Origin of the sequence: Collinsella sp. AF36-3AT, assembly GCF_003475205.1 — a bacterium.
GTDB classification, from domain to species: Bacteria; Actinomycetota; Coriobacteriia; order Coriobacteriales; family Coriobacteriaceae; genus Collinsella; species Collinsella aerofaciens_AF.
Genome location: NZ_QROZ01000006.1, coordinates 25,265 through 49,786, shown reverse-complemented (window position 1 = coordinate 49,786; position 24,522 = coordinate 25,265). Strand labels below are relative to the sequence as shown.

Sequence of the window (24,522 nt, the reverse complement as noted above, 5' to 3'; positions counted from 1 at the left end):
TTGTCGGAGCGCCGCGTTTTTCATATCGAAAGGTGGCACCATGCAGGCATCGCAGCGTCTCGACCGCTTTGGCGCGGAGGTCTTCGCCTCGCTCAACAACAAACTGCTTGCGCTGAAGGCTCAGGGCAAGACCATTTACAACATGAGCGTGGGCACGCCCGACTTTAAGCCGTACGACCACGTGGTCGAGGCGCTCACGCAAGCGGCCCAGGACCCCGAGATGTGGAAGTATGCCCTGCGCGACCTGCCCGAACTCAAGCAAGCCGTGTGCGATTACTATGAGCGCCGCTTTGGCGTTTCGGGCATTACGCCGTCTATGGTGCAGTCGTGCAACGGCACGCAGGAGGGCGTGGGCCATTTGGGCCTGGCCCTGCTCGATCCGGGTGACACCATTTTGGTTCCCGATCCGTGCTACCCGGTCTTTGAGGCGGGCGCCAAGATTGCCGATGCCAAGCTCGAGTACTATCCGTTGGTCGCCGAGCATAATTACCTGCCCTATGTGGCGGGCATCGATCCCGAGGTGGCCGATCGTGCCAAGTATATGATCGTGTCGTTGCCCGCCAACCCGGTCGGCTCGGTGGGCACGCCCGAGGTCTACGAGGAGATCATCGCTTTCGCCCGCGAGCACGACCTGCTCATCGTCCATGACAACGCGTACTCCGACATCGTGTTCGACGGCGAGCCGGGCGGAAGCTTCTTGCAGTATCCTGGTGCGCTTGAGGTGGGCGTGGAGTTCTTCTCGCTTTCCAAGTCGTTTAACGTTACCGGTGCGCGTATCGGCTTTTTGGTCGGCCGCGAGGACGTGGTCTCTGCCTTTGCCAAGCTGCGCGGCCAGATCGACTTTGGTATGTTCTTCCCGATCCAGAAGGCTGCTATCGCCTGCCTGAACGGTCCGCGCGATGAGGTCGAGGCGCAGCGTCTGAAGTACCAGGAGCGCCGCGATGCCCTGTGCGACGGTCTTGAGGGCTTGGGCTGGGAGCGTCCCAACGCGCATGGCTCTATGTTTGTGTGGGCCAAGCTTCCCGGTGGTCGCACCGATTCCATGGCGTTTTGCGAGGAGCTTATGGAGAAGGCCGGCGTTGTGGTGACGCCGGGCGCGAGCTTTGGTCCTTCGGGTGAGGGGCATGTGCGCATGGCGCTGGTCCTGCCGCCCGATCAGATCGCTTTGGCTGTCGAGGCCATTCGCGAGGCGGGCCTGTATTAGAAAGCTATTCCGCTCGTCAATAGCTCGAAACCGATTTCGTGCAGTTATTTTACGAATCCTGCAAACAATTTCGGCAAACGGTCGATTTTTGGCTGCGAATAGGAGCATAATCAAAGTCCCGATTGGATGTATTGGGATTACGGCAAGCCGCTCGGGTCGTTCCCGGGCGGCTTGTTTGTGGAGAGAGATGGGAGTTTCTAATGGTTAACGAGAAGAAGGTCGCTATTGTCGGCTGCGGTTTCGTTGGTTCGTCTTCGGCGTTCGCGCTGATGCAGAGTGGTCTGTTCTCCGAGATGGTCCTCATCGACGTGGACAAGAACCGCGCCGAGGGTGAGGCCCTGGATATCGCGCACGGCATGACGTTTGCCGAGCCGATGAAGATCTACGCCGGCGATTATTCCGATGTCGCCGACGCCGCCATGATCGTCGTCACCGCTGGCGCTGCCCAGAAGCCCGGTGAGACTCGCCTGGACCTGGTCAACAAGAACGTCAACATCTTTAAGTCCATCATTCCCGAAATTAAGAAGTCTGGCTTCGACGGCATTCTGCTCATTGTCTCCAACCCGGTCGATGTTCTGACCTATGCCGCCATCAAGATGTCCGGCCTGCCCGAGGGCCATGTCATCGGCTCCGGCACCGTGCTCGACACTGGCCGTCTGCAGCAGATGCTTGGTGCCCACGTCGAGGTTGACCCGCGCGATGTCCAGGCCTATGTCATGGGTGAGCACGGCGACTCTGAGTTTGTCGCTTGGTCCAGCGCCCAGGTTGCCGGCGTGCCGCTGAACACTTTCTGCGAGCTTCACGGTCATCTGGAGCATGAGGCTGCCGAGAAGCGCATCGCCGAGGACGTCAAGAACTCCGCCTACACCATCATCGAGAAGAAGCACGCCACCTACTATGGCGTCGCCATGGCCGTCAAGCGCATCTGCACCGCCGTCATGCGCGATGAGCAGACCGTTCTGCCCGTCTCCTCGCTCATGGTGGGCGAGTATGGCCTGTCCGATCTTGCCATCTCCATGCCGACGGTCGTTGGCCGCGACGGCGTCGTCTGTCGCGTCCCCGTGCCGCTGAACGATGACGAGCAGCATGAGCTCACCGCCTCCGCCAAGGCCCTCAAGGATATCATCGACAGCGTCGACTTCTCCTGCTAAATCAAGCTCGCTAGAGCGAAAAGCTACAATGAAGGCGTCCGGGTCCACACGGCCCGGGCGCCTTTTTGGTGCAAAGTAACCTGACCCCAATGCACCATAGTTGCCCCAATGCACCATAGTTGATGGGAGGGCCATGTCGGATTCGCCTAATTTTTTAACCTATGCCCAGACGGCGTTTGATCCGTTTGAGGAGAGGCCGTTCTGCGCGGTGGATAGCCTCGTCTTTGCGTGGTTGTCCTATTTGCGTTTGCCGGGTGATATGGCGGAGCTGACGAACTGGCAGGGCCTAGACGTACGCGAGCTGCTGCGTGCCGAGTGCTACCGGGACATGATTGACGACTTGTGGGACCCGGAGGGGAGCAAGGCCTTGCTGGAGGCCGTGGCAGCAAGTCCTCGCTACCGTGGCGTGCACGTTTGCGGCTATCGTGCCGTGAGCGATGTGGTGGCGACAGAGCAGTTTGCAGCCATGGCGTTCCGGTTTCCGGCGGGGTTTAGCTATCTTTCCTTCCGGGGGACCGACAGCACGATTGTGGGCTGGAAAGAGGACTTTAACATGGCGTTCCGGTATCCTGTGCCGGCCCAGGAATCCGCGGCGCGTTATGTGGACGAGGCGGCGGATGCGATTGACGGGCCGCTTTTGTGCGGAGGTCATTCCAAGGGTGGAAACCTTGCGGTGTACGGTGCGGCGATGTGCTCCGATGTCGCCCGTGCGCGAATCGAACAGGCGTATTCCCATGATGGTCCGGGTTTCGTCGAGGAGTTTCTGAACGGCAACGCCTTTGCCGATCTTTCCGGTCGAATCGACAAGACGCTACCTCGGTCGTCGATCTTTGGCATGATGTTCGAGACGCAGGAGGACTATGCCATCGTTGAGAGCACCGAGTTCAGCCTGCTGCAGCACAATCCCTTTAGCTGGGTGGTTGATGGTCGCGACTTCGTGTACTGTGAGCGCCTGTCCGCCGGTGCTCGATACGTTGATGGCTCCATTCGCGAGATGCTGCTTGCAGTTTCGCCTAGCGAGCGCGAGCGTTTTGTAGATGCGTTGTTCTCCGTGTTTGAGGCTACGGGTGCTGAGCGGTTTGCGGATATCGCTGGGAATCTGCGCGAGAGCCTGCCCGTGATGCTCCAGGCTGCGCAAGGGTTTGACAAGGATACGCGACGCTTTGTCTCGCAGACCATCGTGGCAATTCTTAAGTGTGCGCTGCTGCCCAAACGTCCCGAGTTCAGCGTGCCTTCTAGTGGTAAGAGCCTGGCAGAACAGCTCGAGGTATGGCAGTCCGAGCTCCTGCGCTAGCCATTGGTGCAAAGCAACCTGTCCCCGATGCACCAATCTTCGATGCGCCTGGGGCGGGCTCGACCGCTATACTGGTTCGTGCTCAATTCAATCTAGAACGGAATGCCGTATATGAAAATCAATCATGCGATTCTGCATATCCTGGACTTTGACTCTGCCGTCAACGTTATGAGCCAGCGCGAGCTCGATATCGAGAGCCGTACCGTGCGCAACTTCGTGACCACGCATCTGCGCCGCGCACGTACCTCGGCCGACAATAAACGCGCCGCGTTTGCCGAGAACTCTGCGTTTGGCGGCGAGCTCAAGGGCTATTTCTTTGGCGAGCGCGAGTTCGTAGACCTGTCGCAGCAGATTGCGGAGTTCATTTCCTCCGAGCTTACCAAGGCCGAAAAAGCCGAGTCCACCGATGTGCTCGTGGCCGACTTTGACGACGATGAGGATGCCCGCTGGTTTGCCGTGATGCTGCTGGGCTCCAAGCAGGCCTTTATGCACGAGGTGGGCCGCGAGGAGGGCGAGGTACGCAACGACATCGCGCGCCACTATGCTATCCTGCCGAATCCTTCCCAAAAGGTGCCAAGCTATGCCATCGTGCGTGCGAGCACCATGGAGATCGGCTATGTGGACAAGAAGCGCAAGATTGCCGGCGAAGACCGCATGCTCATTCCCGACGGTCTGCTGCAGTGCGATACGGGCGTGTCGGGCAAGGAGGTCATCGACACCGTGACGCGCGTGGTCGAGGAAGTCGCCGAGGAGCACGGTGCCAATACGGCCGTAGCGCTCGCTAAGGTTAAGGCTGCCGTTGCCGAGAAGGTTGAGGATGACGAGGAGCTGCCGCCCTGGGATATCGTCGATGAGGTCTTTGAGGACGAGCCGGTCATCAAGGAGAGCGTACGCGCGGCGCTGACCGAAGAGAAGGTGCCCGAGCGTGTGCCCGTGGAGCGCAAGCAGGTCGAGCGTGCGGCCGTGCGCAACCACAAGATTCGTACCGATACGGGCATCGAGATCAGCTTTCCGGCCGAGATGGGCTCGAACTCCGAGTACATCGAGTTCGTCAACGAGCCCAACGGCCTCATTTCCATCGAGCTCAAAAACATCGGCAGCATCGAGAATAGATAAACTGCGCTTGGACGCTGCAGAAAAACAAAGGTCGAAACCCTTCGGGACTTCGGCCTTTTTGCTTGGAGCTGAATTGAGTTGCAGACTGAGCATACGTCAGCGAAAACGCCCCTAGGCGAGCAAGGTGACGTGAAAGAGGAGGGAAGCGTACTTCGGTACGCGACCGACGATTGAACGTCAGATTGCCGCTTAGGGGCGTTTGCAGCGTCGAGCCGTTACGCGGTTTGGTAAAACCGCGTAACAATTACAGCTGGCGCAGACCTTCCTCGAGGCCGGTCTTGCTGTCGGTCTTCTCGTCGCGCATCTTGATGACGCGGGCGGGGACACCGGCCACGACGGCGCCGGCGGGGACGTCCTCGACGCACACGGCGCCGGCGGCGACAACAGCGCCCTTGCCCACGCGCACGCCTTCCAGGACCACGGCGTTTGCGCCGATCATGACATCGTCCTCGATGATGACGGGCGTGGCGCTTGCGGGCTCCACGACACCTGCCAGCACGGTGCCGGCGCCGATGTGGCAGTTCTTGCCCACGGTGGCGCGGCCGCCCAGCACGGCGCCCATGTCGATCATGGAGCCTTCACCAATGACGGAGCCGATGTTGATGATGGCGCCCATCATGATGACGGCGCGGTCGCCGATTTCGACGCGATCGCGGATGATCGCGCCCGGCTCAATGCGGGCGTTGATGCCCTTGAGGTCGAGCATGGGCACGGCGGAGTTGCGGCAATCGTTCTCTACGTCGTAGTAGTCGATGGAGTCGGCGTTAGCGTCGAGGATTGCCTTGAGCTCATCCCAGTCGCCAAAGACGGTCTTGCCGCGACGGCCGCCGTAGACGTGCGCATCGCCCCAGGCAACCTTCATGCCGGGCTTCTCGCGCACATACAGCTTGACGGGCGTCTTTTTAGGCGCGGTGGCGATGTAATTGATGATCTCCTGGGCATCCATCTCGGCTGCGTTACTCATATGCTGTTTCTCCTTTGCGTGGGTACGGTAGATAGTTGGTTAGGCAAACATGACCTGGTCGAACGTATAGAAGCCGTGCTCGCGGGTGACGAGCTTCTGCGCGGCTGCCAGGGCGCCGTTGACAAAGATCTGACGGCTCGTGGCGCGATGCGCGAGCGTGACCTCCTCGTCCTGACCAAAGAAGCTCACCTCGTGAACGCCGGCAACGGTGCCACCGCGCAGCGAGTGCATGCCGATCTCCTTGGGGTCGCGCGCGCCGCACATGCCCTCGCGGCCATAGACGGGGTGGTAGCCTGCCTCGGGCTCGGCTTCGACAACGGCATCGAGCAGCAGCTTGGCGGTACCGCTGGGGGCATCGACCTTTTGGTTGTGGTGCGTCTCGACGATCTCGCAGTCAAAGCCGGGCAGTTCGCGCGTGGCCTGTGCCACCAGATGACGCAGGGCCGCGATGCCGATGGAGTAGTTGCCGGAGTGCATGACACGGGCGCTCTGACCTAGCTCGCGCAGGCGATCCATCTGCTCGGGCGTATAGCCCGTGGTGCCCGAGACCAACGCCGCGCCTGTACGCTCGACATAGGCAACGACGGCATCGAAGGTCACGACATTCGAGAAGTCGATGATGACGTCGGCTGCCGGGGCGCTTTCGAGCTCAGACAGGTCAAAACCGATCTGGGCCACAATGTCGAAAACGGGCTGTCCGGCGGTATCGACAATACCCTCGGCAGTGGTGCGGATGAGCGAGCCCATGCGACCCGTTCCCATAATGACGGTCTTAATCAAGCAGACCAGCTCCCTTCAGAGCATCGGTAAGTGCGGCACGCGTATCGTCGGCCATGGGGCACAGCGGCATGCGGTAGTTTGCCTCGATCATACCCATCTGGGCGAGCGCTTCTTTAACGGGGATGGGGTTGACCTCGCTAAAGAGGGCGTTGATGAGCGGCTGGCCGGCAATCTGGATATCGCGGGCGCGCGCTACGTCACCGTCCAGATAGGCGCGGCACATGTCGTGCACGAGCTGCGGCTGTACGTCGGCCCACACGCTGATGGCACCCGAAGCGCCTAGGCTCATGAGCGGCACGGTGAGTGCATCCTCGCCCGAGTACATGCGGAAGTCATCGGACAGCAGGTGGGCGATCTTGGCCGCGTAGGCGACGTTGCCCGAGGCCTCCTTGATGCCCATGATGTTGGGGTGTGCGGCCAAGCGCTCTACGTTGTGCTCGCTGATACCGCAGCCACAGCGGCCGGGGATGTTGTACAGAATGCAGGGGATGTCCACGGCGTCGGCCACGGTCTTAAAGTGCTGGTAGACGCCCTCTTCGTTAGACTTGTTGTAGTAGGGGGTAATGAGCAGCAGACCATCGGCACCCAGGCCCTGGTAGGTGAGCGACTTGGTGAGCATGGTCTGCGTGGAGTTGGAGCCCGAGCCGGCGATGACGGGGACGCGGCCCGCAACCTGCTTGACAACTGCGGCGACAACGGAGTTGTCCTCGTCGTCGGTCATCGTGGCACTCTCTCCGGTGGTACCCAGGGTGAGGATGGCGTCAGTGCCATTTTGCAGGTGGAAATCGATAAGGCGCTCGAGTGCGTCAAAGTCGACGCTGCCGTCCTTTTTAAACGGCGTAACAAGGGCGACGATTGAGCCCTCGAGGTTGCGGATATCCATGTTCTTCACCTTCGCTTCCGCGATCTGGATGCGCTTATTCCATTGGGCGGCGACGGTCAAGCGCTCGTCCTGAGCGCGACGGCGAGCACTTTCGGCGCGCGACTTGGCCAGCAGCTCTCGGCCGCACGGCAGCACATCGAGTGTGGCAAAATAATCGCCCGGGCGCTCGGCGCGGCGGATGAGGTCGGCCGAGCCGTCGGGGCGCAGCAGCACCTCGGCGGAGCGCAGGCGTCCGTTGTAGTTGTAGCCCATGGAGTAGCCATGCGCGCCGGTATCGTGGATCACAAGCAGGTCGCCCATGTCGATATGCGGCAGCTCACGATCGATGGCGAACTTGTCGTTGTTCTCGCACAGATTGCCCGTAATGTCGTACGTGTTTGTGACAGGCGCCGCGGTCTTGTCGGAGCCACCCGGCTGGCCCATCACCGTAATGTGGTGGTAGGCGCCATACATGGCAGGGCGGATCAGATCGACCGCGCTTGCGTCGACACCGATATAGTCCTTGTAGATCTGCTTTTCGTGGATGGCCTTGGTGACCAGACAGCCGTAGGGGCCCATCATAAAGCGGCCCATCTCGGTGCAGATGGCCACATCGTCCATGCCGGCGGGAACCAAGATCTCGTCGTATGCCGCGTGCACTCCCTCGCCGATGGCATGGATGTCGTTAGCCTGCTGCTCGGGCAGGTAGGGGATGCCGACGCCGCCGGATAAGTTGATGAAGGCGACGTGTGCACCGGTCTCGCGCTCCAGGCGCACGGCAAGCTCAAAGAGAATGCGCGCGAGTTTGGGATAGTAGTCGTTGGTGACGGTGTTGCTGGCAAGGAATGCGTGGATGCCAAAGTCCTCAGCGCCCTTGGCCTTGAGCATGCGGAGGGCCTCGAAGAGCTGCTCGGTGGTCATGCCATATTTGGAGTCGCCCGGGTTGTCCATGATGCCGTTGGAGAGCTGGAACAGGCCGCCCGGATTAAAGCGGCAGCTGACCGTCTTGGGAATGGGCCCCGCAACGCGCTCAAAGAATTCAATGTGGCTGACGTCGTCGAAGTTGACGATAGCGCCCAGCTTGTCGGCGAGCTCAAAGTCCGCCGCGGGCGTGTCGTTGGACGAGAACATGATGTCGTGCCCCGTGATGCCCAGCGAGCGGGCGATCATGAGCTCGGTATAGCTCGAGCAATCGCAGCCGCAGCCGTATTCGTTGAGAATGGAGATGAGCGCTGGGTTGGGGTTGGCCTTGACGGCAAAGTATTCCTTAAAGCCCGGGTTCCAGGCAAAGGCGTCGCGCACTTCTTGCATGTTGCGGCGGATGCCCGCCTCGTCATATAGATGAAACGGCGTGGGGAATTGCTCGACGATATGCTCGAGCGTCTCCTTGTCCACAAACGGCTGCTTTGCCGCATATGCCTCGTTGGGAGTCAGTGACATGTCCCGTAAACCTCGCTATCCAGACGGCGCTACCTGCGCATCGAATCCGCATAGCGTGGACCCCATGTCCGGATAGCGCTCCCGCATTGCTGCAGACAGTCCTGCGGGTGTTTCCCGCAGGCCCACCAGGTTGTTCGTGCCCGAAAAACCCAGTTCGGCGGGTTTCGCCTCCCCACGGGGTCAAAGCCTGCCGGCTCGCCCGCGGTTCTTCGTGCCCGCGCCTCTATCAAGTGGTAAAGACCCTACCACGTTGCACTTTACCAAACAAGAGTATTCGTATATAACGTTTAAAAAATGCAAGGATATGCTGGAAATAAGGGTGTGACAATCTTGCGGCACAATAGATGGCAACCGACGCGCACCCATGAAAGGAACCTCTATGACCGAGCTCCAAGAACTCCGTCGTTATCGTCGCGACCTGCACCGCATTCCGGAGCTCGACTTCGATCTTCCGCAGACTATCGCCTATATTGAGGGCGTGTTGGCGCCGCTCGCCTGCGAGGTGACCCATCCGTGTCCCAGCTGCGTCTGCGCTTTCTTCGATGCCGGCACGGGCGCCGCGCATGCCACGGCGATTCGCGCCGATATGGACGCCCTGCCCATTGCGGAGGCGACGGGCGCGGCCTTTGCCTCGACGCATCCCGGAAAGATGCACGCTTGCGGACACGATGGACACATGGCCATGGCGCTTGCGGCGGCAACCTTCGTCGACCGTACGATCCGTGAGCAGCCGGGCGCCATTAAGCGCAATGTGCTCTTTGTGTTTCAGCCGGCCGAGGAGACGACTGGTGGCGCCAAGACGGTGTGCGAGAGCGGCGTATTCGAGCGCTACGGGGCGGATCGCATCTTTGGCTTCCACGTATGGCCCGATTTACCCGCCGGCACGTTGGCGAGCTGTTCCGGTCCGCTGCTGGCGCGCTCAAGCGAGACGCACATTCATATCCATGGCGCGAGCATCCATATCGCCAAGACCTACGGCGTTCCAGTCGAGGAATCGCATGATGCCGCGCTGGCAGCGGCCAAGTTCTTGGTTTCCGAGCGCAAGCTCATGGACGAGTTAGGTGCCGACGAGCCCTGCATTGGTAAGTTCGGCCTGCTGCAGGCTGGCACCGTCTGCAATGCGGTGGCGGGGGAGGCCCATGTGGCTGGCAGCCTCCGCGTATTTACGGACGGTATGTTCGACCGTGCGCGCGAGGGCGTGCGCCGCGTGTTGGACGAGGTCTGCGCCGCAACAGGCTGTACGTACGACCTCGACTTTGCCGAGGGCTATCCGCCGGTCGATAACGACCCCGAGCTGTTCGCCCACATTGCGCCTGCCTTGTCCGAGCTGCAACTTGTGGACGAGCCACTGCTAATCGCCGAGGACTTCGCCTTCTATCAGCGCCATCTGCCGGGTGTGTTCTTCCTGCTGGGTACGGGCATGCCGGAGGGACAAGAAAACCCGATCGATTCGGATGGCTGCCCCGCCTATGCCACGAGCGCCCTGCATACCGATACCATGCTCTTTGACGAGGAAATCCTGCTCAAAGGTCTCGATGTCTACAAACGATTGCTTAACTTGGAGTGACGATGAAGCGCCGACAGTCTTCCGTATATAGTCCGGGTGGATGCGGGTGTGGCTTGCTGCTGCTTCCGGTTATTGCTGTGAGCATTGGCGTGATGTTTGCGCTTGCCGGGTTGGCCGCGGCGGCGCTCGTGCTGCTGATTGTGGCCATTGGCGTGACGGTCTGGCTGTGCCGTTCTCGCGAGCAACGTCGTGCCGATGGTAAGACCAATGTCGGATGGACCATCTTTTTAGTCGTCGCCTACCTATTGAGCATCAGCTATTTAGTTTTCTTTATCCTGTTGCTTGTGAGTACCTTTACCGGGGAATCCGTCACGTTGGGTTGATGCACTGCCAGCAGACGGTCGCGCAAAGTGCGTTTGCTCGGCGTTCGGATAACCGCATTGGCCGTTTACCGCAACTTTAGCTCTCAGCTAATGAATTCAAGTTTAATCCTTCCTACGATGTGCTGTGTGCCGGCGCGGTAGCCGGATCATAGGAAGGATGCATAATGGCAAAAGAGGGAAAGAAGCCGATCGGCAAGATTGTCCTAGGCGTCATCGTGGTGCTGGTTATCGTCGGTGCCGTGGGCTCTATGGGTGGCAATTCAACCGATTCGTCTGCGAGCGATTCGGCAAAACCTGCCGAGGCGACACAGCAGGCTGAGGAGCAAAAAGAACCGCAAGAACCGTATACCATTGCTGACGAGGCTGAAGACACCTCCAATCAGTTTGCCTATAAGATCACGGGCACGCTGACCAATAACACGGACAAGGAAAAGAGCTATATTCAGATTGAGTATGTTCTGTATGATGCCGATGGCAACCAGGTTGGAACGGCTCTTGCAAACACCAATCATCTGAAGGCGGGCGGCTCCTGGAAGTTCGAGGCGCTGGGTACGGTGTCTCCTGACCAGGTTGCTAGCTGGGAGCGTTCGGATGTAAGCGGTTTTTAGCATGTTGCATGCACTGGGGGGAGGTGAAGTCGTATGCCCGATAAAAAGCTGACCGAGGAGCTGCTCAATGAGCTTCTCGATGCGCCGAACATCGATGGCTATATCAGGGAGCACGACTTTGCCGCCCCGTCGCTTTCGGACTACCTGAAGCAGCTGCTGCAGGAAAAGGGCTTGGAGCGCTCGCGCGTGGTTCGTATGGCCGATCTCAATGAGACCTTCGGCTATCAGATCTTTACCGGTGCGCGTCACCCGAGTCGCAATAAGGTGCTGCAGATTGCCTTTGCGATGGCGCTGACGCTCAAAGAGGCCAACCGTGCACTGACGGCTGCCGGGGTAAGCGTCCTCAACTGCAAGGATCGCCGTGATGCGATTATCATCTTTTGCATCGATCGCGGGTGCAGCCTCCAAAAGGTCAACGAGGAGCTGTATCGCTTTGGCGAGGAGACGGTGAGTTAGCGGCTGATATCTGAGCCGGCGGAGCTGCCGAACAACGATGCAAACGAACGGGGCGCGGATGCCATGGGGTGTCTGCGCCCTGCGCTATGATGGAGGCTATGGATACTCAGACCACAACATATTCCAATGACGAGCTGACCGCAGCGCTTGCCGAACATCTGGCGTCGCTCGATCGCGACGACAGCTATCGCGTGGAGCGTGTACTTAAGCGCTCGTCCGTTGAAACAACCGAGCTCGTGTACTTTGAAGGAACCGGCGGTGGTTCGCTCGGCCCCTTTGTCCGTAAACGCATCGATGCTTCGGCTCAAATCGGCGGGGCATACGGGCGTCTGTTTGCCGCCCAGCGGGCAGGCAGGCGTTTTGAGCACCTGCCCAGAATCGTCGATTGTCATCGTGTGGGCGACGAGCTCAACGTGGTTATGGAATACATCGAAGGGGAGACGCTCAGGGCGCTGGTGGACCGTCTGGGAGCCACCCCCGATTATGCGCGTGAATTGTATCCTGCCCTATGCGATGCCGTGGGCGAGCTCCACGCCGGTTTTGCAATGGCGGGGGAGACGTCGGCGCCGGTGATCCATCGCGACCTCAAACCGTCGAATATCATCGTGACGGGTGCGAACTGTACGCTCGATGAGGGCCTGACGTTTTCGTCGCTGGTGATTATCGACTTGGGGATCGCGCGCGTATGGCGCGATGGCGCCGATGCCGACACCGTCAAGTTTGGCACGCGACCCTATGCGCCGCCCGAGCAGTATGGGTTTGGGCAGACGAGTGTGCGCAGCGACGTCTACGCACTGGGCGCCCTGTTGTTCTTCTGCTTGACGGGAGTCGACCCTAAACCAGGGCTCGACATGCGCGAGCAATGCGAGGCGCGTGGCATTCCCACTCCACTTGCCGATGCCGTCTGCATGTCGATGGCGCTCGACCCGGCCAAGCGTTTTGCGAGTGCGGAAGCGTTGGGACGGGCGACGCGCTCGGCATACGATCTGAGCCGCCCCGTGCGGCCTCCTACACCTGCGCCTGTCCGTACTCCGGCCTCGGAGACGGTGTTGACGCTCCAAGGGCTCCAGAACCCCGCAGGGCTTCCTAGGCCTGCCGCCTCCGCTGCATGCGGTCCGCTCTCTCGCGTTCCGGAGTCTCTGGGGCGCATTTGGAATGCGCTCGTCTGCTTCTCGCTACTTGTGTTCTTTGCCGGAAGTCACTTTGCCGTCTTTCACCCCACGGGAGCAAACCAAAGCTACCCGACGTGGCTTCTCATAATCGAGTATTTTTTCTTTGTCGATGGCCTTATGGTGCTTATGCATTTTGCGCTGCTCGATAAGCGCCGTCTTCGTCGGCGATTCGCACTGCTCGACAGCTATCGCGGCAAGAAACTCGCGAAACTTTGGCTCAAGGCATTGGGTGTGCTGCTCCTATGCATGATCGTCATAGTCGCGGTTGCCAATGCGACCGGCGTCGTCGATACCTCCGCTACCTAAAAGAAAAGGGCCCCATTGGGGCCCTTTGCAGTTGCACCTAGATGCGGTTCATCTGAGCGGCGACTTTGTTGTACCAGTCCTGCCACGTGGGCGGGCAGTACTTTTTGGCCGCTGCCGGGGTAAGGGTGGAGCCGTAGTTGGCGCCCAGATAGGCAACGTGAGCGGAGATGCCCTCGCTCCAGCTGCCAAAGCTGCGCCAACCGCCGCCACGGGCACTCCAGCCCCAGGCGTTGTAAGAATTGGCGCAATAAGCACCCTTGGTGCTCTCGATGCAGGCGATGGCGGGGGACCAACGGGGGTCGACACCGGTATTCCAAGCGGCGACGGCAAAGTTATAGCCCTGGCCTGCCATGGGGGAGCCGGCGAGATAATTGTCGATGCGGCTCGTCCACTCATTAATGAACGAATCGTAATCGGAGCTACCGGTATTGGCGTTGTTCACCGTGGTGTCGATGGTGGTGTTGGTGTTGGTGGCCTGGCTGCTGGAATTGTTGCCGCTTACGCCCTCGCCCGAGATCTTCTCGGCGGCAGCGGCCTTATCGGCCTCAAGCTTGGCAAGCTCGGCGGCATTTTCCTGCTCGGCTTTTGCCTGCGCCTCGCTGCGGAGCTGCTGGGCCTGAGCCAACGCATCCTCGGCGTTTTTCTGCTCTGCCTCAAGCTGAGACTTGGCCTGCTGGAGCTCAGCCTTGTTCTGCTCGAGTTCGGTTTGCATGTTATTGAGCTGTTCGATCTCGTCGACGCTCGAGCTCGTGATCTGGTTGGTGTATTTGCAGGTCGTGATGAACTCACCCAGGCTCTGCGCGTTGACCAGGAAGCTCACGATGGGGTTGGTGCCCTTCTGATACTTGTACAGATCGCGCATGGCGGAGCTTGCCTTGGCCTGCTGCTCGGGAAGCTTAGCCTCGATTTCCTCGATGCTTGCCTCATTGGAGTCAATCTGCTTTTGCAGGTCATCGAGTTTGGTGCGGGCGTCGTTGTAGGCGCTCGTGGCGGCTTCGATCTTCTGCTGGGCTGCGGAAAGCTGGTCCTGCGTTGCCTGCGAGGCGGCATACGCCGCAACGGGGGAGAGCATCGGCGTGGCCGTCAGCGCAACGGCGAGCGCGGCGCTCGTGATGATACGAGCCGGCTTCGACGCAATGAGCGCTGCGGCGCGATGATTCGAATGCTGCATCCAGTCCCTCTGCAATCAATCGTGGGTTATGGTTCGAACGGTATTCTACTACTGCTTTCGACCTCAACTTGAACCTTAAAGGTTCCAAAGGGTCAAGTTGAACTTGAGGCTTTGGCTTTGACCTGCAGTTATGATGAATTGTTGAGAAACCATAGAGTTCAACTTTAACGTTACGGAGCCCTATTTGAGAGGTGTTTTGGGCTGTAAAAGCTATCTCAACGTGGGGTTTTACAACTACAGCGTGCCCTCCTGACGAGCCCGCTCAATCTCTTCGAGGGCCTCGGCAGGGGTGAACGAGCAGGTGCCGTCGCCGAGCTTGACCACCTGGATGTCGTCGCCGATATGGACCTCTCCGCCCTTTAGCACCACGCCAAAAACGCCCTCGTGGGGAAAGATGCAGTCGCCGGCGAGATAGTAGATGGCACAGCGTGTGTGGCAGACCTTGCCGATTTGGCTGATTTCGACAAGCACCTCGCTGCCAAGCTTGAGCTGCGTGCCCATGGGGAGCGAGAGTAGATTGATGCCTTGCGTGGTGAAATTCTCCCCAAAGTCACCCTTGCGCACATCGAGCCCGCGGGCCTGCGCCGTCTGGATGGACTCTGCGGCCAAAAAGGAAACCTGACGGTGCCAATGCCCGGCGTGTGCGTCGGAGGCGAGGCCAAATTGTTCTATAACGGTGTCGTGTCCATCGGCGACGGGCGACTTGCGTGTGCCCTTGTGCGCCGACGTGTTGATTGAGACGATGCGGGCGGGCCTGTCGTAGGCATCGTTTGTCGTGCGTAGGGGAACGGCCGTTTGTGCGCGTTCCGCCAGCTCGCGCTTCGTGGCATTGAGGATAGGATTATCGGTCGGATGGTCTTGGGGCACGTGCGCGCCTTTCGTTCGAGGATGTCAATACGCTGAATCCTACAACAATGGTAGGTTCATTGCCCATTGTCATACAACGGTGAGCGCCGTCTTCGTGCTGGACGATTGCGTCGATTGCCATAGATACGGTGGAGCTTTGGGCGCCGGCGGCTTGGCACGCTAGAATAAATCAGTTGCGCAAAGACCGCCCCGTTGTGTGGGCAGTTCATGATAGGAAGTTTCCATGGCATTGCAGTTTACAGAGCGCGAGTTCATTCCCGTGCTGCTCGGTGGCGACATCAACGCCTATTCGGTGGCGCGCGCCTTCTATGAGGAGTACCAGGTCAAGAGTCTGGTCTTTGGCAAGTATCAGACGGGTCCCGCGTACCGCAGCCAGATTATCGACTACACGCCCAACGTGGATATCGATACCATGCCCGTGATGCTCAGGACCGTCAACGGCATTGCCCAAGCGCATGCCGATAAGACGATTGTCCTTGTGGGCTGTGGCGATAACTATGTTGCCCTCGTGGCTCAGGCCAAGGATGCCCATGAGTTGGCGGATAACATCGTCGCGCCTTACGCTCCCTATAGCATGCTTGAGCAGTGTCAGAAGAAGGAGATCTTCTACGAGCTGTGCGAGAAGCATGGCGTGCCCTATCCGCATACCTTTACCTTCACCATGGCGATGCTGAACGCCCAAGGCGAGGCGCCTGCCGAAGTGCTCGACCAGATCGATTTTCCCTACCCGATGATTCTGAAGCCTTCTGACGGCATCATGTGGTGGCAGCACGAGTTCGAGGGCCAGAAAAAGGCCTATGAGATTGCCGACCGTGCCGAGCTGGAACAGGTCATTCGCGACTCGTATGCCAGCGGCTACACCGACGACCTGATCTTGCAGGATCGCGTGCCCGGCAATGACGAGTACATGCGCGTGCTCACCAGTTATTCCGACCGCAACGGCAAGGTGCGCATGATGTGCCTGGGTCACGTGCTGCTCGAGGAGCATCAGCCTCACGGTGTCGGCAACCACGCCTGTATCATCACCGAGCCCAATGACGAGCTCATGGGCGGCGTGCGCAAGTTGCTCGAGGACCTTCACTTTGTGGGCTATTCCAACTTTGACGTTAAGTACGACGAGCGCGACGGCTCGTTTAAGTTCTTCGATTTCAACACGCGCCAAGGTCGCAGCAACTACTACGTCACTAACAGCGGCTTTAACGTTGCCAAGTATGTGGTGGACGAGTATGTGTTCAACCGCCCGTTTGAGCCGGAGTTTGTGACGGCGCAGGACGAGGCGCTGTGGATGGTCGTCCCCATGGGCGTCGTCGACAAGTACGTCAAGGATCCCGAGCTGCGCGCTAAGGTGCATCGCCTGGACAAGGAAGGCAAGGGCGCCGACCCTTCGTTTATGAAGGGCGACTTTGTCTTTAACCGCTGGCTGCGCATGTGGCACACCAAGCTGCGCCACTTTAAGCTGTTCAAGACGTATTACAAGTAGATGAGTGCGGCGCCCGTCCGGTTTACATCGGGCGGGCGCGGGTATGATACGCGCAATTGCGCAAGCGTCACCAAGGAGGCGGCGATGGAAAAGCTGGGAGTTATCGGCGGCATGGGCGCCGAGGCCACGTCGTATTACTACGACCAGGTAGTGCGTCATACGGCTGCTGCCTGCGATCAGGATCATATCGACATGGTGGTGCTCTCCAAGTCGACCATGCCCGACCGCACGCTGGCCATTAAGACCGGCGAGCACGCCAAGCTGCTGGCGACCATGAAAGAGTGTGCCCAGGCACTCGAGTCGCTGGGCTGTGCGCACATTGCCATTCCCTGCAACACGTCACACTACTTCTACGACCAGATCCAGTCGTTTACGAAGGTGCCGATTATCCACATGCCGCGTGAGTCGGTGCGCTATGCCCTTGCGGGTGCGGTGATGGGGGAGTGCGAGTTCGACCCCAACCTGAGCATGCCGGCCGAGCCGGTGCGCAAGATTGGCATCATGGGCACCGACGGAACCGTGGGCGCGGGCGTCTACGGCCGCGAATGCGAGGCTGCGGGTGTTGAGGTCGTCTATCCCAGCGAGAAACGTCAGAACGATGTGATGTCGCTTATCTACGATGATGTGAAAGCCGGACGTGAGCCCGATATGGATAAGTTCGACCGCGTGATGTGGGAGTTCGCCCGTAGCGGCTGCGACCGTGTCATTCTGGCCTGCACCGAGCTATCGGTGCTGCAGAAGTATCGAGAGATGCCCGAGATCACCCTCGATGCCATGGATGTCTTGGTGCGCGAATCCATCATCCGCAGCGGCGCCCCCTACCGCCTCTAGCTTCCGACCTGTCAAAAAGGGACAGGTTAATTTTGGTAGGTTTTATCTGGTGAAACAGTAAAGGCCTCGGCTCGTTTGGTGCGAGCCGAGGCCTTTTGCGTTGGGCGGTTGCTGCCGGTGGCGAACTAGAACAGGAAGCCGATGGCGATGAGGGCGATGCTGACGATGAGCACGGCGATGTCCAGGCCCTTGATGGGGTAGCGCTTGTACGAGCTGGCGCGTGTACGCAGATAGAAGCCGCGCTGTTCTGCCGCCAAGGCTGTGGCATCGGTCTTGCCCACGCTCGAGATGAGCAGTGGCACGCACAGTGGCAGCATGAGCTTAAGCTTCTTGATGGGGTTCTTGGTGTCGTACTCGACGCCGCGTGCGGTCTGCGCTTCCATGATGGCGTTCATCTCCTGACCAAACACCGGCACAAAGCGTAGCGCCGTGGTAAAGGTGAAGGCATAGCGATACGGCACGTGCAGCACCTCAACGCAGGCGTTGGCGAGGTCGTTGAGCTTGGTCACCATAAGCATGAGGATGAGTGGCAGCGCCACGCCCAACAGGCGTAGGCAGGCCTTCGATCCGGTAATGAGGCCCGTGTCGGTGATAAAGCCCCACACTATGTTGCCGTCGCGCATAAAGGCCAGCTGAAGCACCAGCATGATAAGTGCGAGCGGAATCAGCAGCTTGAGTAGCGAGAGCAGACGGTCGACGACACCGGCATAGGCGCCCAGTGCGAGGGTGAGTGCCAAAAAGCCCAACAGCGCCACGTAGGTGTCGGACAGGAAGATGCCGATGATGATGGCGGCGGCAAGGCCCAGTTTGACGACCGGGTTCAAGCGGTGCAGCAGTGTGTCGCCCGGCATATAGTCGATGACGTTAACCACGGTGGACCATCTCCTCGGTAATGCGAACGATATCGGTGACCTCGCTCACCTGTGCAAAGACGGGAGAGACGGAGGATGCCAGACGATGAGAAAGCTCTATGACCTGAGGTGGCTCAACGTAGGCTTGCTGCATGAGCTCGATGTTCGAGAATAGCTCGTGCGTGCGGCCGCGGTCGAGGATACGACCGTCGGCCATTACTACGATACGCTCGGCAAAGTCGGAAACGACTTCCATGTCGTGACAGACCATAATCACGGCGCAGCCGCGCTCGGCCATGGTGCGCACCGTTTCCATGACGGTCATGCACTCGCGGTAATCAAGGCCGCTCGTGGGCTCGTCGAGCACGACGATCTTGGGCTCAACAACTACGACGGAGGCAAGCGCCACCATTTGTCGCTGGCCGCGCGAAAGCGAGAAAGGTGCCTCATCGGCAGGCAGGCCAAAGCGGTCGATAACGAGTCGAGCGCGACGCAGAGCCTCGGCACGGTCGATGCCGGCAAGCTCCAGGCCAAAAGCGACCTCGTCGAGTACGGTATCCTTGCAGATCTGGCGGTCGGGGTTTTGGAAGAGGGTTGCGACTTCGCGGGCGATGCGGCTCGTGGGAACGGCTGCGGTGTCCAGCCCCGTAACGCGCACGCTGCCCGAGGCGGGCTTAAGCAGGCCTGTGAGCAGCTTGGTGAGCGTGGTCTTGCCGGCACCGTTCTGGCCGACGATGCCCACGAGCTCGCCGGGATAGAGGGTCAGGTTGAGGTCGTGTACGGCGGCGCCGCCATTGGGATAGGCAAACTCAACGTGATCGAAGGTGAGCACGGGCTCGGCGTCCTTGGCGTGCGGGCGCAACGACGGTGCATGCGGGGAGCCGGCGGGCGCCTGGGCTTCGCTGGCCGCGTGTGCGGGGTCGACAATGCCCGAAATCAGGCGCTCGGCCTCATCGACATCCAAGCAAGGGGTACCGCTTACCAGGCCATCGGCCTCGAGGCTATTGAAGATACGCGTGACGCGAGGGCAGTCGACGCCGATGGCACGGAGCTCGTCGGTATGCGCGAAGACCTCGTGTGGCTCGCCCTGCAGCGCGATTTCGCCATGGTTGAGCACGAGCACGCGGTTGCAGTACTCCGAGAGTAGGGCGACCTTTTGCTCAACGACGACGATGGTGATTCCAAGCGCGCGGTTTGCCTCACGCAGCGTCTCGAAGACCAACGTGGAGCTGGCGGGGTCGAGTGCCGCGGTGGGCTCGTCGAGAACCAAGACGCGCGGACGCATGGCGAGGATGGCAGCGATGGCCACCTTTTGCTTCTGTCCGCCCGAGAGGGTGGCGATCTCGCGGTCACGCAGGTCGCTGATGCCGACGGTCTCGAGCGTTTCACTCACGCGCCGCTCGATCTGGTCGTGGGGAACGCCAAAGTTCTCGAGGCCAAAGAGCATCTCGTCCTCGACGACCGAGGCGACCATCTGCGTGTCGATATCCTGCAGCACGCTGCCGACGATTTGCGACACGTCGGTCAACGAGACCTCGCAGGTGTCGTGGCCGTCAACCATGACGGCCCCAAAGAACGTGCCGGTGTAGTGGTGGGGCACGGCACCCGACAGGCAGGCGGCAAGCGTGGACTTGCCGGCGCCCGAGGGCCCGATGATGCCGATGAAATCTCCCTTGTTCACGCTGAGCGAGATGTGGCTGAGCGCCTGCTCGGTCTGCGTGCCATAGGAGAACGAGACATCGTCGACGTTGATGATCGTTTCCATGGATACCTTTCATGGTCATTGGGGACGTTCTTTAATGACTAGTCGTTTAAGAACGTCCCCAAGAGCTAGTTGTTTGGGACGGTCTTTACCGATGGGGCACTGTGGGTTAGTTGAGCTTCAGGGCCTTCTGGATGGGCAGGTAGAGGGCGCCGACCAGAATGGCGTTAAAGACGGCGGTCATGGCGACGACGGGCAACATGGCGGCGGCGAGCTCGCCGACCACGCCGAGCATGGCCATCTTGATGACCATGAAGATGGCGCCGGAGACAAAGGTGGTCAGGAAGGTTGCGACGATGGCGATGGCGGGCTTGACCTGACCGTTCTTGCCGGCGGCGTTGACGATGCCGGCCATGAGCATGGCGGCGATGCCCTCGGCGGCAAAATCGACGAACGGCGAAGTGGTGGTGATCTGGATCACGGCAGCCGAGATGAGGCCAATGACGAGCGCCTGGCCGATGTTGGGGCGAACGACCAGGATGGTGAGGCAGAAGGCCGAGATGATGAACTCGGGGCTGATCATGCCGCCCGAGATGCCCGAGATTGCCTTGCCGACGGTGAAGTTGAGGATGAAGCCGGCGGCGAGTAGGATGGCGAGCAGGACGAGGGCGCGGACATCGAGTTTGCCGCGATCGGCGGTATGGACGGTGCGGGGCTGGGTGGCGGTGGTGTTCTGAGACATGGTGAAAATCCTTTCGGAAGGGGATTGCAAGAGAAAAGCGGAGGCGCGTGATGCGAATGCGATCGGGCTCGAGATAGAAAAAGGCCCCCGGTCGAAACCGGAGGCCTTCCAATCACCTAGAGCGCAAAAACAGGCGTGAGGGACTCACTGTCGACCGATCGTATTCGCATCACGCCACCACCAGTTGTTGAGAGGTTTCATCGTGTTCTTCATGTTGGTGGCTCCTTTCGTGATGCCGTGGCGCGGTCGCACCTAGTTGCTGTTGCGCTGCACTATAGCACAGCGAAGTGTGTGCGGGGAAATCTTTTTTAAAAAGATTTCAGGCGGGTTTCCCGTCGGTCAAAAGAGCGGGCTAAGCGGGCGAGGCTGCCATTGCTGCCTTGTCCGCTCAGCTAAGACATGAGGGCCTTAGGCCTTCTTGCGACGATAGATCACGTAGGCGCAGACACCGATGATGACGACGGCGCCAACGGCCATGGCGGCCATGTTGTTGCCCTCGGACTTCTCCTCGGTGACCTCTTCCTCTTCGGCCTCGGGCTCGGCCACGTCCTCATCGGAAAGGGCCTCGTCGGCGTAGGTGATGGACTCGACCAGGCAGTCGTTGTCAGCATCGTAGTCACTCGGGACGAACTCCTCGGAGAAATCGCCCTCCTGGAGGTAGTCGCGCATCTCCTCGAGCATGGCCTTGCACTTAACATAGGTGTTCTTGGTTGCAGCCTTGCCGGCCTTGTTGGCCAGGGCGGTGCGGGCTTCGGTGCCTTCTTCGGCCTGCATGGCCTCGTCGACGGTCAGGTTCTGCTCGATGAGCTCCTTCTGCAGGGCGTCGAGATAGGCGCGGACGCCGGTGGCGCAGTGGTCGCGGTTCTCATAGGCGAGCGTGTTGATGTCCATGAGGACGTAGTTGATGGAGTTCTTGGGCTCCTCGTTGTTCACGACGTCTTCCTCTTCGCAGTGATCGAAGGAGACATCCTGATCGCTGAAGTAGGGGCTGACCTCGGTGAGCAGTGCGGAATAGAGGGGGATAGCGACGGAGAACTCGGCGTTGGAGAGCATCTCCCACTGGATGGTCGCGATCTCGGGGTCCATGCCGTGACGGATCTGGAAGGTGTGGATTTCGGTGTTGCGGTTGGAGCCGATGGCATACGCGCCATCGGTGTTGGCGTTGAGGCCGGCGACATTCTCGCCGCGAGCGGCGAAGGAACGAATCATCTCAAAGGTGTTCCAGTCGGACTTGCCGGGCGTAAAGAACAGCGGCTGCATTTCGTGGACCAGGGCGCCGGTCGTCGCGCGAGCGTCTTCGCGCTCGTCCTTGACGATCTTGTAGTCGGTGCCCTCAGCAAGCGGAGCCATGAAGTAATCGCGGCCCTGGATATAGCGCGACCACTGGTGCATGCCGGCCTCGCCAATCTCCTCGCCGTAGGTCTTGGCGACGTCGAACTTGCCGTCGGTGTACTCGGCAAAGCCCTTCTCCTTAGGCATAGACTCGATGCCCTCGGAGTGGAGGCAGTTCTCGGTGTCGTCGAGGTCGACGTCATAGGTGAGGTTGCCGATGTTGGGGTTGAGCGAGGCGATATCGTCAGTGAGCCTCATGGCGATCCACTGATGGCCGGAAAGCGCTGCAAACAACCAGGTCTCGTTGTTGTCGGCAATGATGATCTGGTCGTTGGAGCAGACGCCCTGCTCGTCAATCAGGCTGCCGAGGAGCTCGACACCCTCGCGGGCCGTGGCACTCTCGCCCAGAATGACGCTGGCGTAGTTGTATTCGCCAATGCCAGTCTCCTCGGTGATGGGGTCGGCCTCTTCGGCCTTCTCGTTATAGGAGGTGCTCAACGTGGCAGAGCAGGAGACACCCTTCTCGTTGATGCCTGCCTCGGAATATGCGTCGTAGCGATCTTCCCACTGCGAGGGGTTGTCGCGAACGAAGGTGTAGCGGTAGGTTGCGCCCTTGGACTTGTACTCAAAACCGGACTCGACCGAGGTGTACTCGTTGCCGTCCTTGTGTGCGGGCTCAATGCCAAAGTGCTTGATGTAGCGCGGACCGAAGTCCTCGGAACGGCCGTAGTACGTGTTGCCGTCTGCCGTGAGCTTGCTGCCCATGTAGATCTGGGTGCAGGCGAGTGCCGAAGTCGGCATGGCCATGATAGCCGCTGCTCCAAACGCAAGGCCGCAGCCGAGCTTCTTGAGCGTGTTGACAGGATGAGTAAACCTCATAATCCCTCCCAACTGTTGAAACCCCGCGAAACCGTACGGAGTTTCAGCTAATAAATACATCTACTAGCCTAAAGGAAGTGTAAAGAGTATTCACTCGACAACAGCCTTTGCTCGATGAGCGTGAAGAAATATACGATGAACGGATAATAATACTCATTTTATGGCTTTAGTTAAATAAAGGCGCCCTGCATTTACTGTAGCTGAATAAAGCATTAGACGGCGGTCAAAAAGAAAACTCTCCCGCTGTTTAGGATTTGCATAAACAGCGGGAGAGTCGATAACTGGATGAATATCATACCAATGTGGATTTACTTCTTTCGGCGGTGAATCACGTTGATGGCGTAACCGACGAGCATGGCCAAGACGATGACAATAAAGCCGATCAGGGGATTGTCGTTCATGGGGTCCTCCTATTTTCCGAGTGGGGAGAATTCGTCGACGATGAGGTCGAGGCATTGCGGAAGTGCGCGGGCTCCAAAGACGCCCGAGTTGCTGGAGATGATTTCGCCATCGAACTGCATGCCCAGCGACGGGGTGCAGGTGATCTTGGCTTCTTTGGTCTGGATGATCTTGAACTGCGGACGGCCGAGCACCTTGCCGGCGGGGTCAAGCGCAGCGGTGATCACAGTAGGCAGCAGCTGAACGGTGCGCACGGGTTCGATGACCGCGATGTCGACCATGCCGTCGTTCATGCGGCAATCGGGGAACAGGTTGATGTCGTTTTGGATAACCGAGGTGTTGCCGGCCATGCAGCAGATGCCATCGAGCTCCTCGACAATGCCGTCATGCTCAATCGTAAAGTGCGCCACCGTGGGGTTGGGTGTGGCGAGCGCCGACAGGAAATAGGCGATCTCGCCGATATCGTTTTTGGTGGGGGCGGCCTTCATCATGATCTCGGCGTCGAAGCCCGAGCCGGCGATGATGATAAAGCCGTGGCGCTTCTCGTTGCCGTTCTCGTCGAGCCAAAAGAGTTCGCCCATGTCCACTTTGACCGTGCGACCGGCGCGGCAAGCCTTGGCAAGCGCCGCTGCCTCGGGGGCATTACCGATGTTGTTAAAGAACAGGCAGGCCGTGCCGGAGGGGAAGACGAGCGTGGGGACACCGCATCCGCGCATCTGGTCGAGCACGTTGGAGACGGTACCGTCGCCGCCCGAAATCACCACGCGATCAAACTCGCGCACGTCTGCCACGGCGTCCTCGGGCTCCATGCCATCGCCGATAAAACGCATCACGACCTCGTCGCCGCCTTGCGCGAGGGCGTGCGTGAACGCGTAGATTTCATCTGAGCTGGGGCCCGATGCCGGGTTGTGGATGATAAGGCAGCGCATACTTACGTTCCCGTTCTGTGACTAACCGAGTATAGTTGTAAGGCAATGCCGATATCCTACCCGTGTTTTTCGGGCCTAACCTTATTCGATGGGTTG

At 59.6% G+C, this 24,522-nt stretch carries 21 protein-coding genes and 1 riboswitch; of the genes, 11 read left to right on the top strand and 10 right to left on the bottom strand.

Features of this window, described 5'->3' with window-relative positions:
• Positions 1-40 precede the first annotated feature (40 nt).
• From DW003_RS06490 to DW003_RS06475, 4 genes are all read left to right on the top strand, one after another.
• On the top strand, positions 41-1,204 hold the full coding sequence (locus DW003_RS06490; protein ID WP_006234344.1) for a pyridoxal phosphate-dependent aminotransferase: 1,164 nt from the start codon (positions 41-43) through the stop codon (positions 1,202-1,204).
• Between the two features lie 200 nt (positions 1,205-1,404).
• Positions 1,405-2,355 (top strand): L-lactate dehydrogenase, encoded by a 951-nt coding sequence (locus DW003_RS06485; protein WP_006234343.1) that lies wholly within the window; start codon positions 1,405-1,407, stop codon positions 2,353-2,355.
• Between the two features lie 133 nt (positions 2,356-2,488).
• Positions 2,489-3,649, top strand: a complete 1,161-nt coding sequence (locus DW003_RS06480; protein WP_117583912.1) for an Mbeg1-like protein — start codon at positions 2,489-2,491, stop codon at positions 3,647-3,649.
• 111 nt (positions 3,650-3,760) lie between these two features.
• Positions 3,761-4,765 carry a nucleoid-associated protein gene (locus DW003_RS06475; RefSeq protein ID WP_117583913.1) on the top strand — a complete coding sequence of 335 codons (1,005 nt, stop codon included), beginning with the start codon at positions 3,761-3,763 and terminating at the stop codon, positions 4,763-4,765.
• A gap of 244 nt (positions 4,766-5,009) precedes the next feature.
• On the opposite strand, the gene dapD is transcribed toward DW003_RS06475, so the two are convergent.
• The 3 genes from dapD to dapA are packed head-to-tail and all read right to left on the bottom strand — an operon-like array spanning position 5,010 to position 8,811.
• Complete coding sequence (gene dapD, locus DW003_RS06470; RefSeq protein ID WP_082437754.1) at positions 5,010-5,729, bottom strand: 2,3,4,5-tetrahydropyridine-2,6-dicarboxylate N-acetyltransferase; 720 nt, start codon at positions 5,727-5,729, stop codon at positions 5,010-5,012.
• 39 nt (positions 5,730-5,768) lie between these two features.
• The gene (gene dapB, locus DW003_RS06465; RefSeq protein ID WP_233545535.1) at positions 5,769-6,509 is read right to left on the bottom strand and encodes a 4-hydroxy-tetrahydrodipicolinate reductase; all 741 of its coding nucleotides are present in this window, start codon (positions 6,507-6,509) and stop codon (positions 5,769-5,771) included.
• A complete protein-coding gene (gene dapA / locus DW003_RS10070) occupies positions 6,502-8,811 on the bottom strand; it encodes a 4-hydroxy-tetrahydrodipicolinate synthase (RefSeq protein WP_118388172.1) in 2,310 nt (769 codons plus the stop codon). The genes dapB and dapA overlap by 8 nt, the downstream gene beginning before the upstream one ends.
• A 65-nt stretch (positions 8,812-8,876) precedes the next feature.
• Positions 8,877-9,045, bottom strand: a riboswitch (Lysine riboswitch).
• Between the two features lie 145 nt (positions 9,046-9,190).
• Between dapA and DW003_RS06455 the strand changes: the two genes are divergently transcribed.
• The 5 genes from DW003_RS06455 to DW003_RS06435 all read left to right on the top strand — a co-directional run bounded on the left by DW003_RS06455 (position 9,191) and on the right by DW003_RS06435 (position 13,243).
• Entirely contained in the window at positions 9,191-10,378 is a 1,188-nt protein-coding gene (locus DW003_RS06455; protein WP_118388170.1) for an amidohydrolase, read from the top strand.
• A gap of 2 nt (positions 10,379-10,380) precedes the next feature.
• Positions 10,381-10,701 (top strand): hypothetical protein, encoded by a 321-nt coding sequence (locus tag DW003_RS06450; protein ID WP_118388168.1) that lies wholly within the window; start codon positions 10,381-10,383, stop codon positions 10,699-10,701.
• A gap of 164 nt (positions 10,702-10,865) precedes the next feature.
• A complete protein-coding gene (locus DW003_RS06445) occupies positions 10,866-11,309 on the top strand; it encodes an FxLYD domain-containing protein (RefSeq protein WP_055309781.1) in 444 nt (147 codons plus the stop codon).
• A gap of 33 nt (positions 11,310-11,342) precedes the next feature.
• Positions 11,343-11,765: an XRE family transcriptional regulator gene (locus DW003_RS06440; protein ID WP_117637494.1), complete on the top strand. Its 423-nt coding sequence runs from the start codon at positions 11,343-11,345 to the stop codon at positions 11,763-11,765.
• A 98-nt stretch (positions 11,766-11,863) separates the two neighbouring features.
• Positions 11,864-13,243 (top strand): protein kinase, encoded by a 1,380-nt coding sequence (locus DW003_RS06435; RefSeq protein ID WP_158573192.1) that lies wholly within the window; start codon positions 11,864-11,866, stop codon positions 13,241-13,243.
• A gap of 37 nt (positions 13,244-13,280) precedes the next feature.
• Here DW003_RS06435 and DW003_RS06430 read toward each other — a convergent pair whose 3' ends face one another.
• Together DW003_RS06430 and DW003_RS06425 are read right to left on the bottom strand one after the other, a co-directional pair.
• Positions 13,281-14,414: a glucosaminidase domain-containing protein gene (locus tag DW003_RS06430; protein ID WP_117776421.1), complete on the bottom strand. Its 1,134-nt coding sequence runs from the start codon at positions 14,412-14,414 to the stop codon at positions 13,281-13,283.
• A gap of 234 nt (positions 14,415-14,648) precedes the next feature.
• Entirely contained in the window at positions 14,649-15,281 is a 633-nt protein-coding gene (locus DW003_RS06425; RefSeq protein WP_118388164.1) for an MOSC domain-containing protein, read from the bottom strand.
• Positions 15,282-15,504: 223 nt separating this feature from the next.
• Here DW003_RS06425 and DW003_RS06420 point away from each other — a divergent pair, with 223 nt between their 5' ends.
• Together DW003_RS06420 and DW003_RS06415 are read left to right on the top strand one after the other, a co-directional pair.
• Positions 15,505-16,761, top strand: coding sequence for an ATP-grasp domain-containing protein (locus DW003_RS06420; RefSeq protein ID WP_099431498.1), 1,257 nt, complete (start codon positions 15,505-15,507; stop codon positions 16,759-16,761).
• An 84-nt stretch (positions 16,762-16,845) separates the two neighbouring features.
• The gene (locus DW003_RS06415) at positions 16,846-17,592 is read left to right on the top strand and encodes an aspartate/glutamate racemase family protein (protein WP_233502622.1); all 747 of its coding nucleotides are present in this window, start codon (positions 16,846-16,848) and stop codon (positions 17,590-17,592) included.
• Between the two features lie 125 nt (positions 17,593-17,717).
• Here the strand turns inward: DW003_RS06415 and DW003_RS06410 are convergent, their stop codons facing one another.
• The 5 genes from DW003_RS06410 to DW003_RS06390 form a co-directional block, all read right to left on the bottom strand.
• Positions 17,718-18,464: an energy-coupling factor transporter transmembrane protein EcfT gene (locus DW003_RS06410; RefSeq protein ID WP_117770124.1), complete on the bottom strand. Its 747-nt coding sequence runs from the start codon at positions 18,462-18,464 to the stop codon at positions 17,718-17,720.
• A complete protein-coding gene (locus tag DW003_RS06405; RefSeq protein ID WP_118388162.1) occupies positions 18,457-20,208 on the bottom strand; it encodes an ABC transporter ATP-binding protein in 1,752 nt (583 codons plus the stop codon). The genes DW003_RS06410 and DW003_RS06405 overlap by 8 nt, the downstream gene beginning before the upstream one ends.
• Positions 20,209-20,314: 106 nt before the next feature.
• The gene (locus tag DW003_RS06400) at positions 20,315-20,887 is read right to left on the bottom strand and encodes a hypothetical protein (RefSeq protein WP_118388161.1); all 573 of its coding nucleotides are present in this window, start codon (positions 20,885-20,887) and stop codon (positions 20,315-20,317) included.
• A 408-nt stretch (positions 20,888-21,295) separates the two neighbouring features.
• The gene (locus tag DW003_RS06395) at positions 21,296-23,098 is read right to left on the bottom strand and encodes a C69 family dipeptidase (RefSeq protein ID WP_158573191.1); all 1,803 of its coding nucleotides are present in this window, start codon (positions 23,096-23,098) and stop codon (positions 21,296-21,298) included.
• A 410-nt stretch (positions 23,099-23,508) separates the two neighbouring features.
• The gene (locus tag DW003_RS06390) at positions 23,509-24,426 is read right to left on the bottom strand and encodes a diacylglycerol kinase family protein (protein WP_117637502.1); all 918 of its coding nucleotides are present in this window, start codon (positions 24,424-24,426) and stop codon (positions 23,509-23,511) included.
• Between the last annotated feature and the right edge of the window lie 96 nt (positions 24,427-24,522).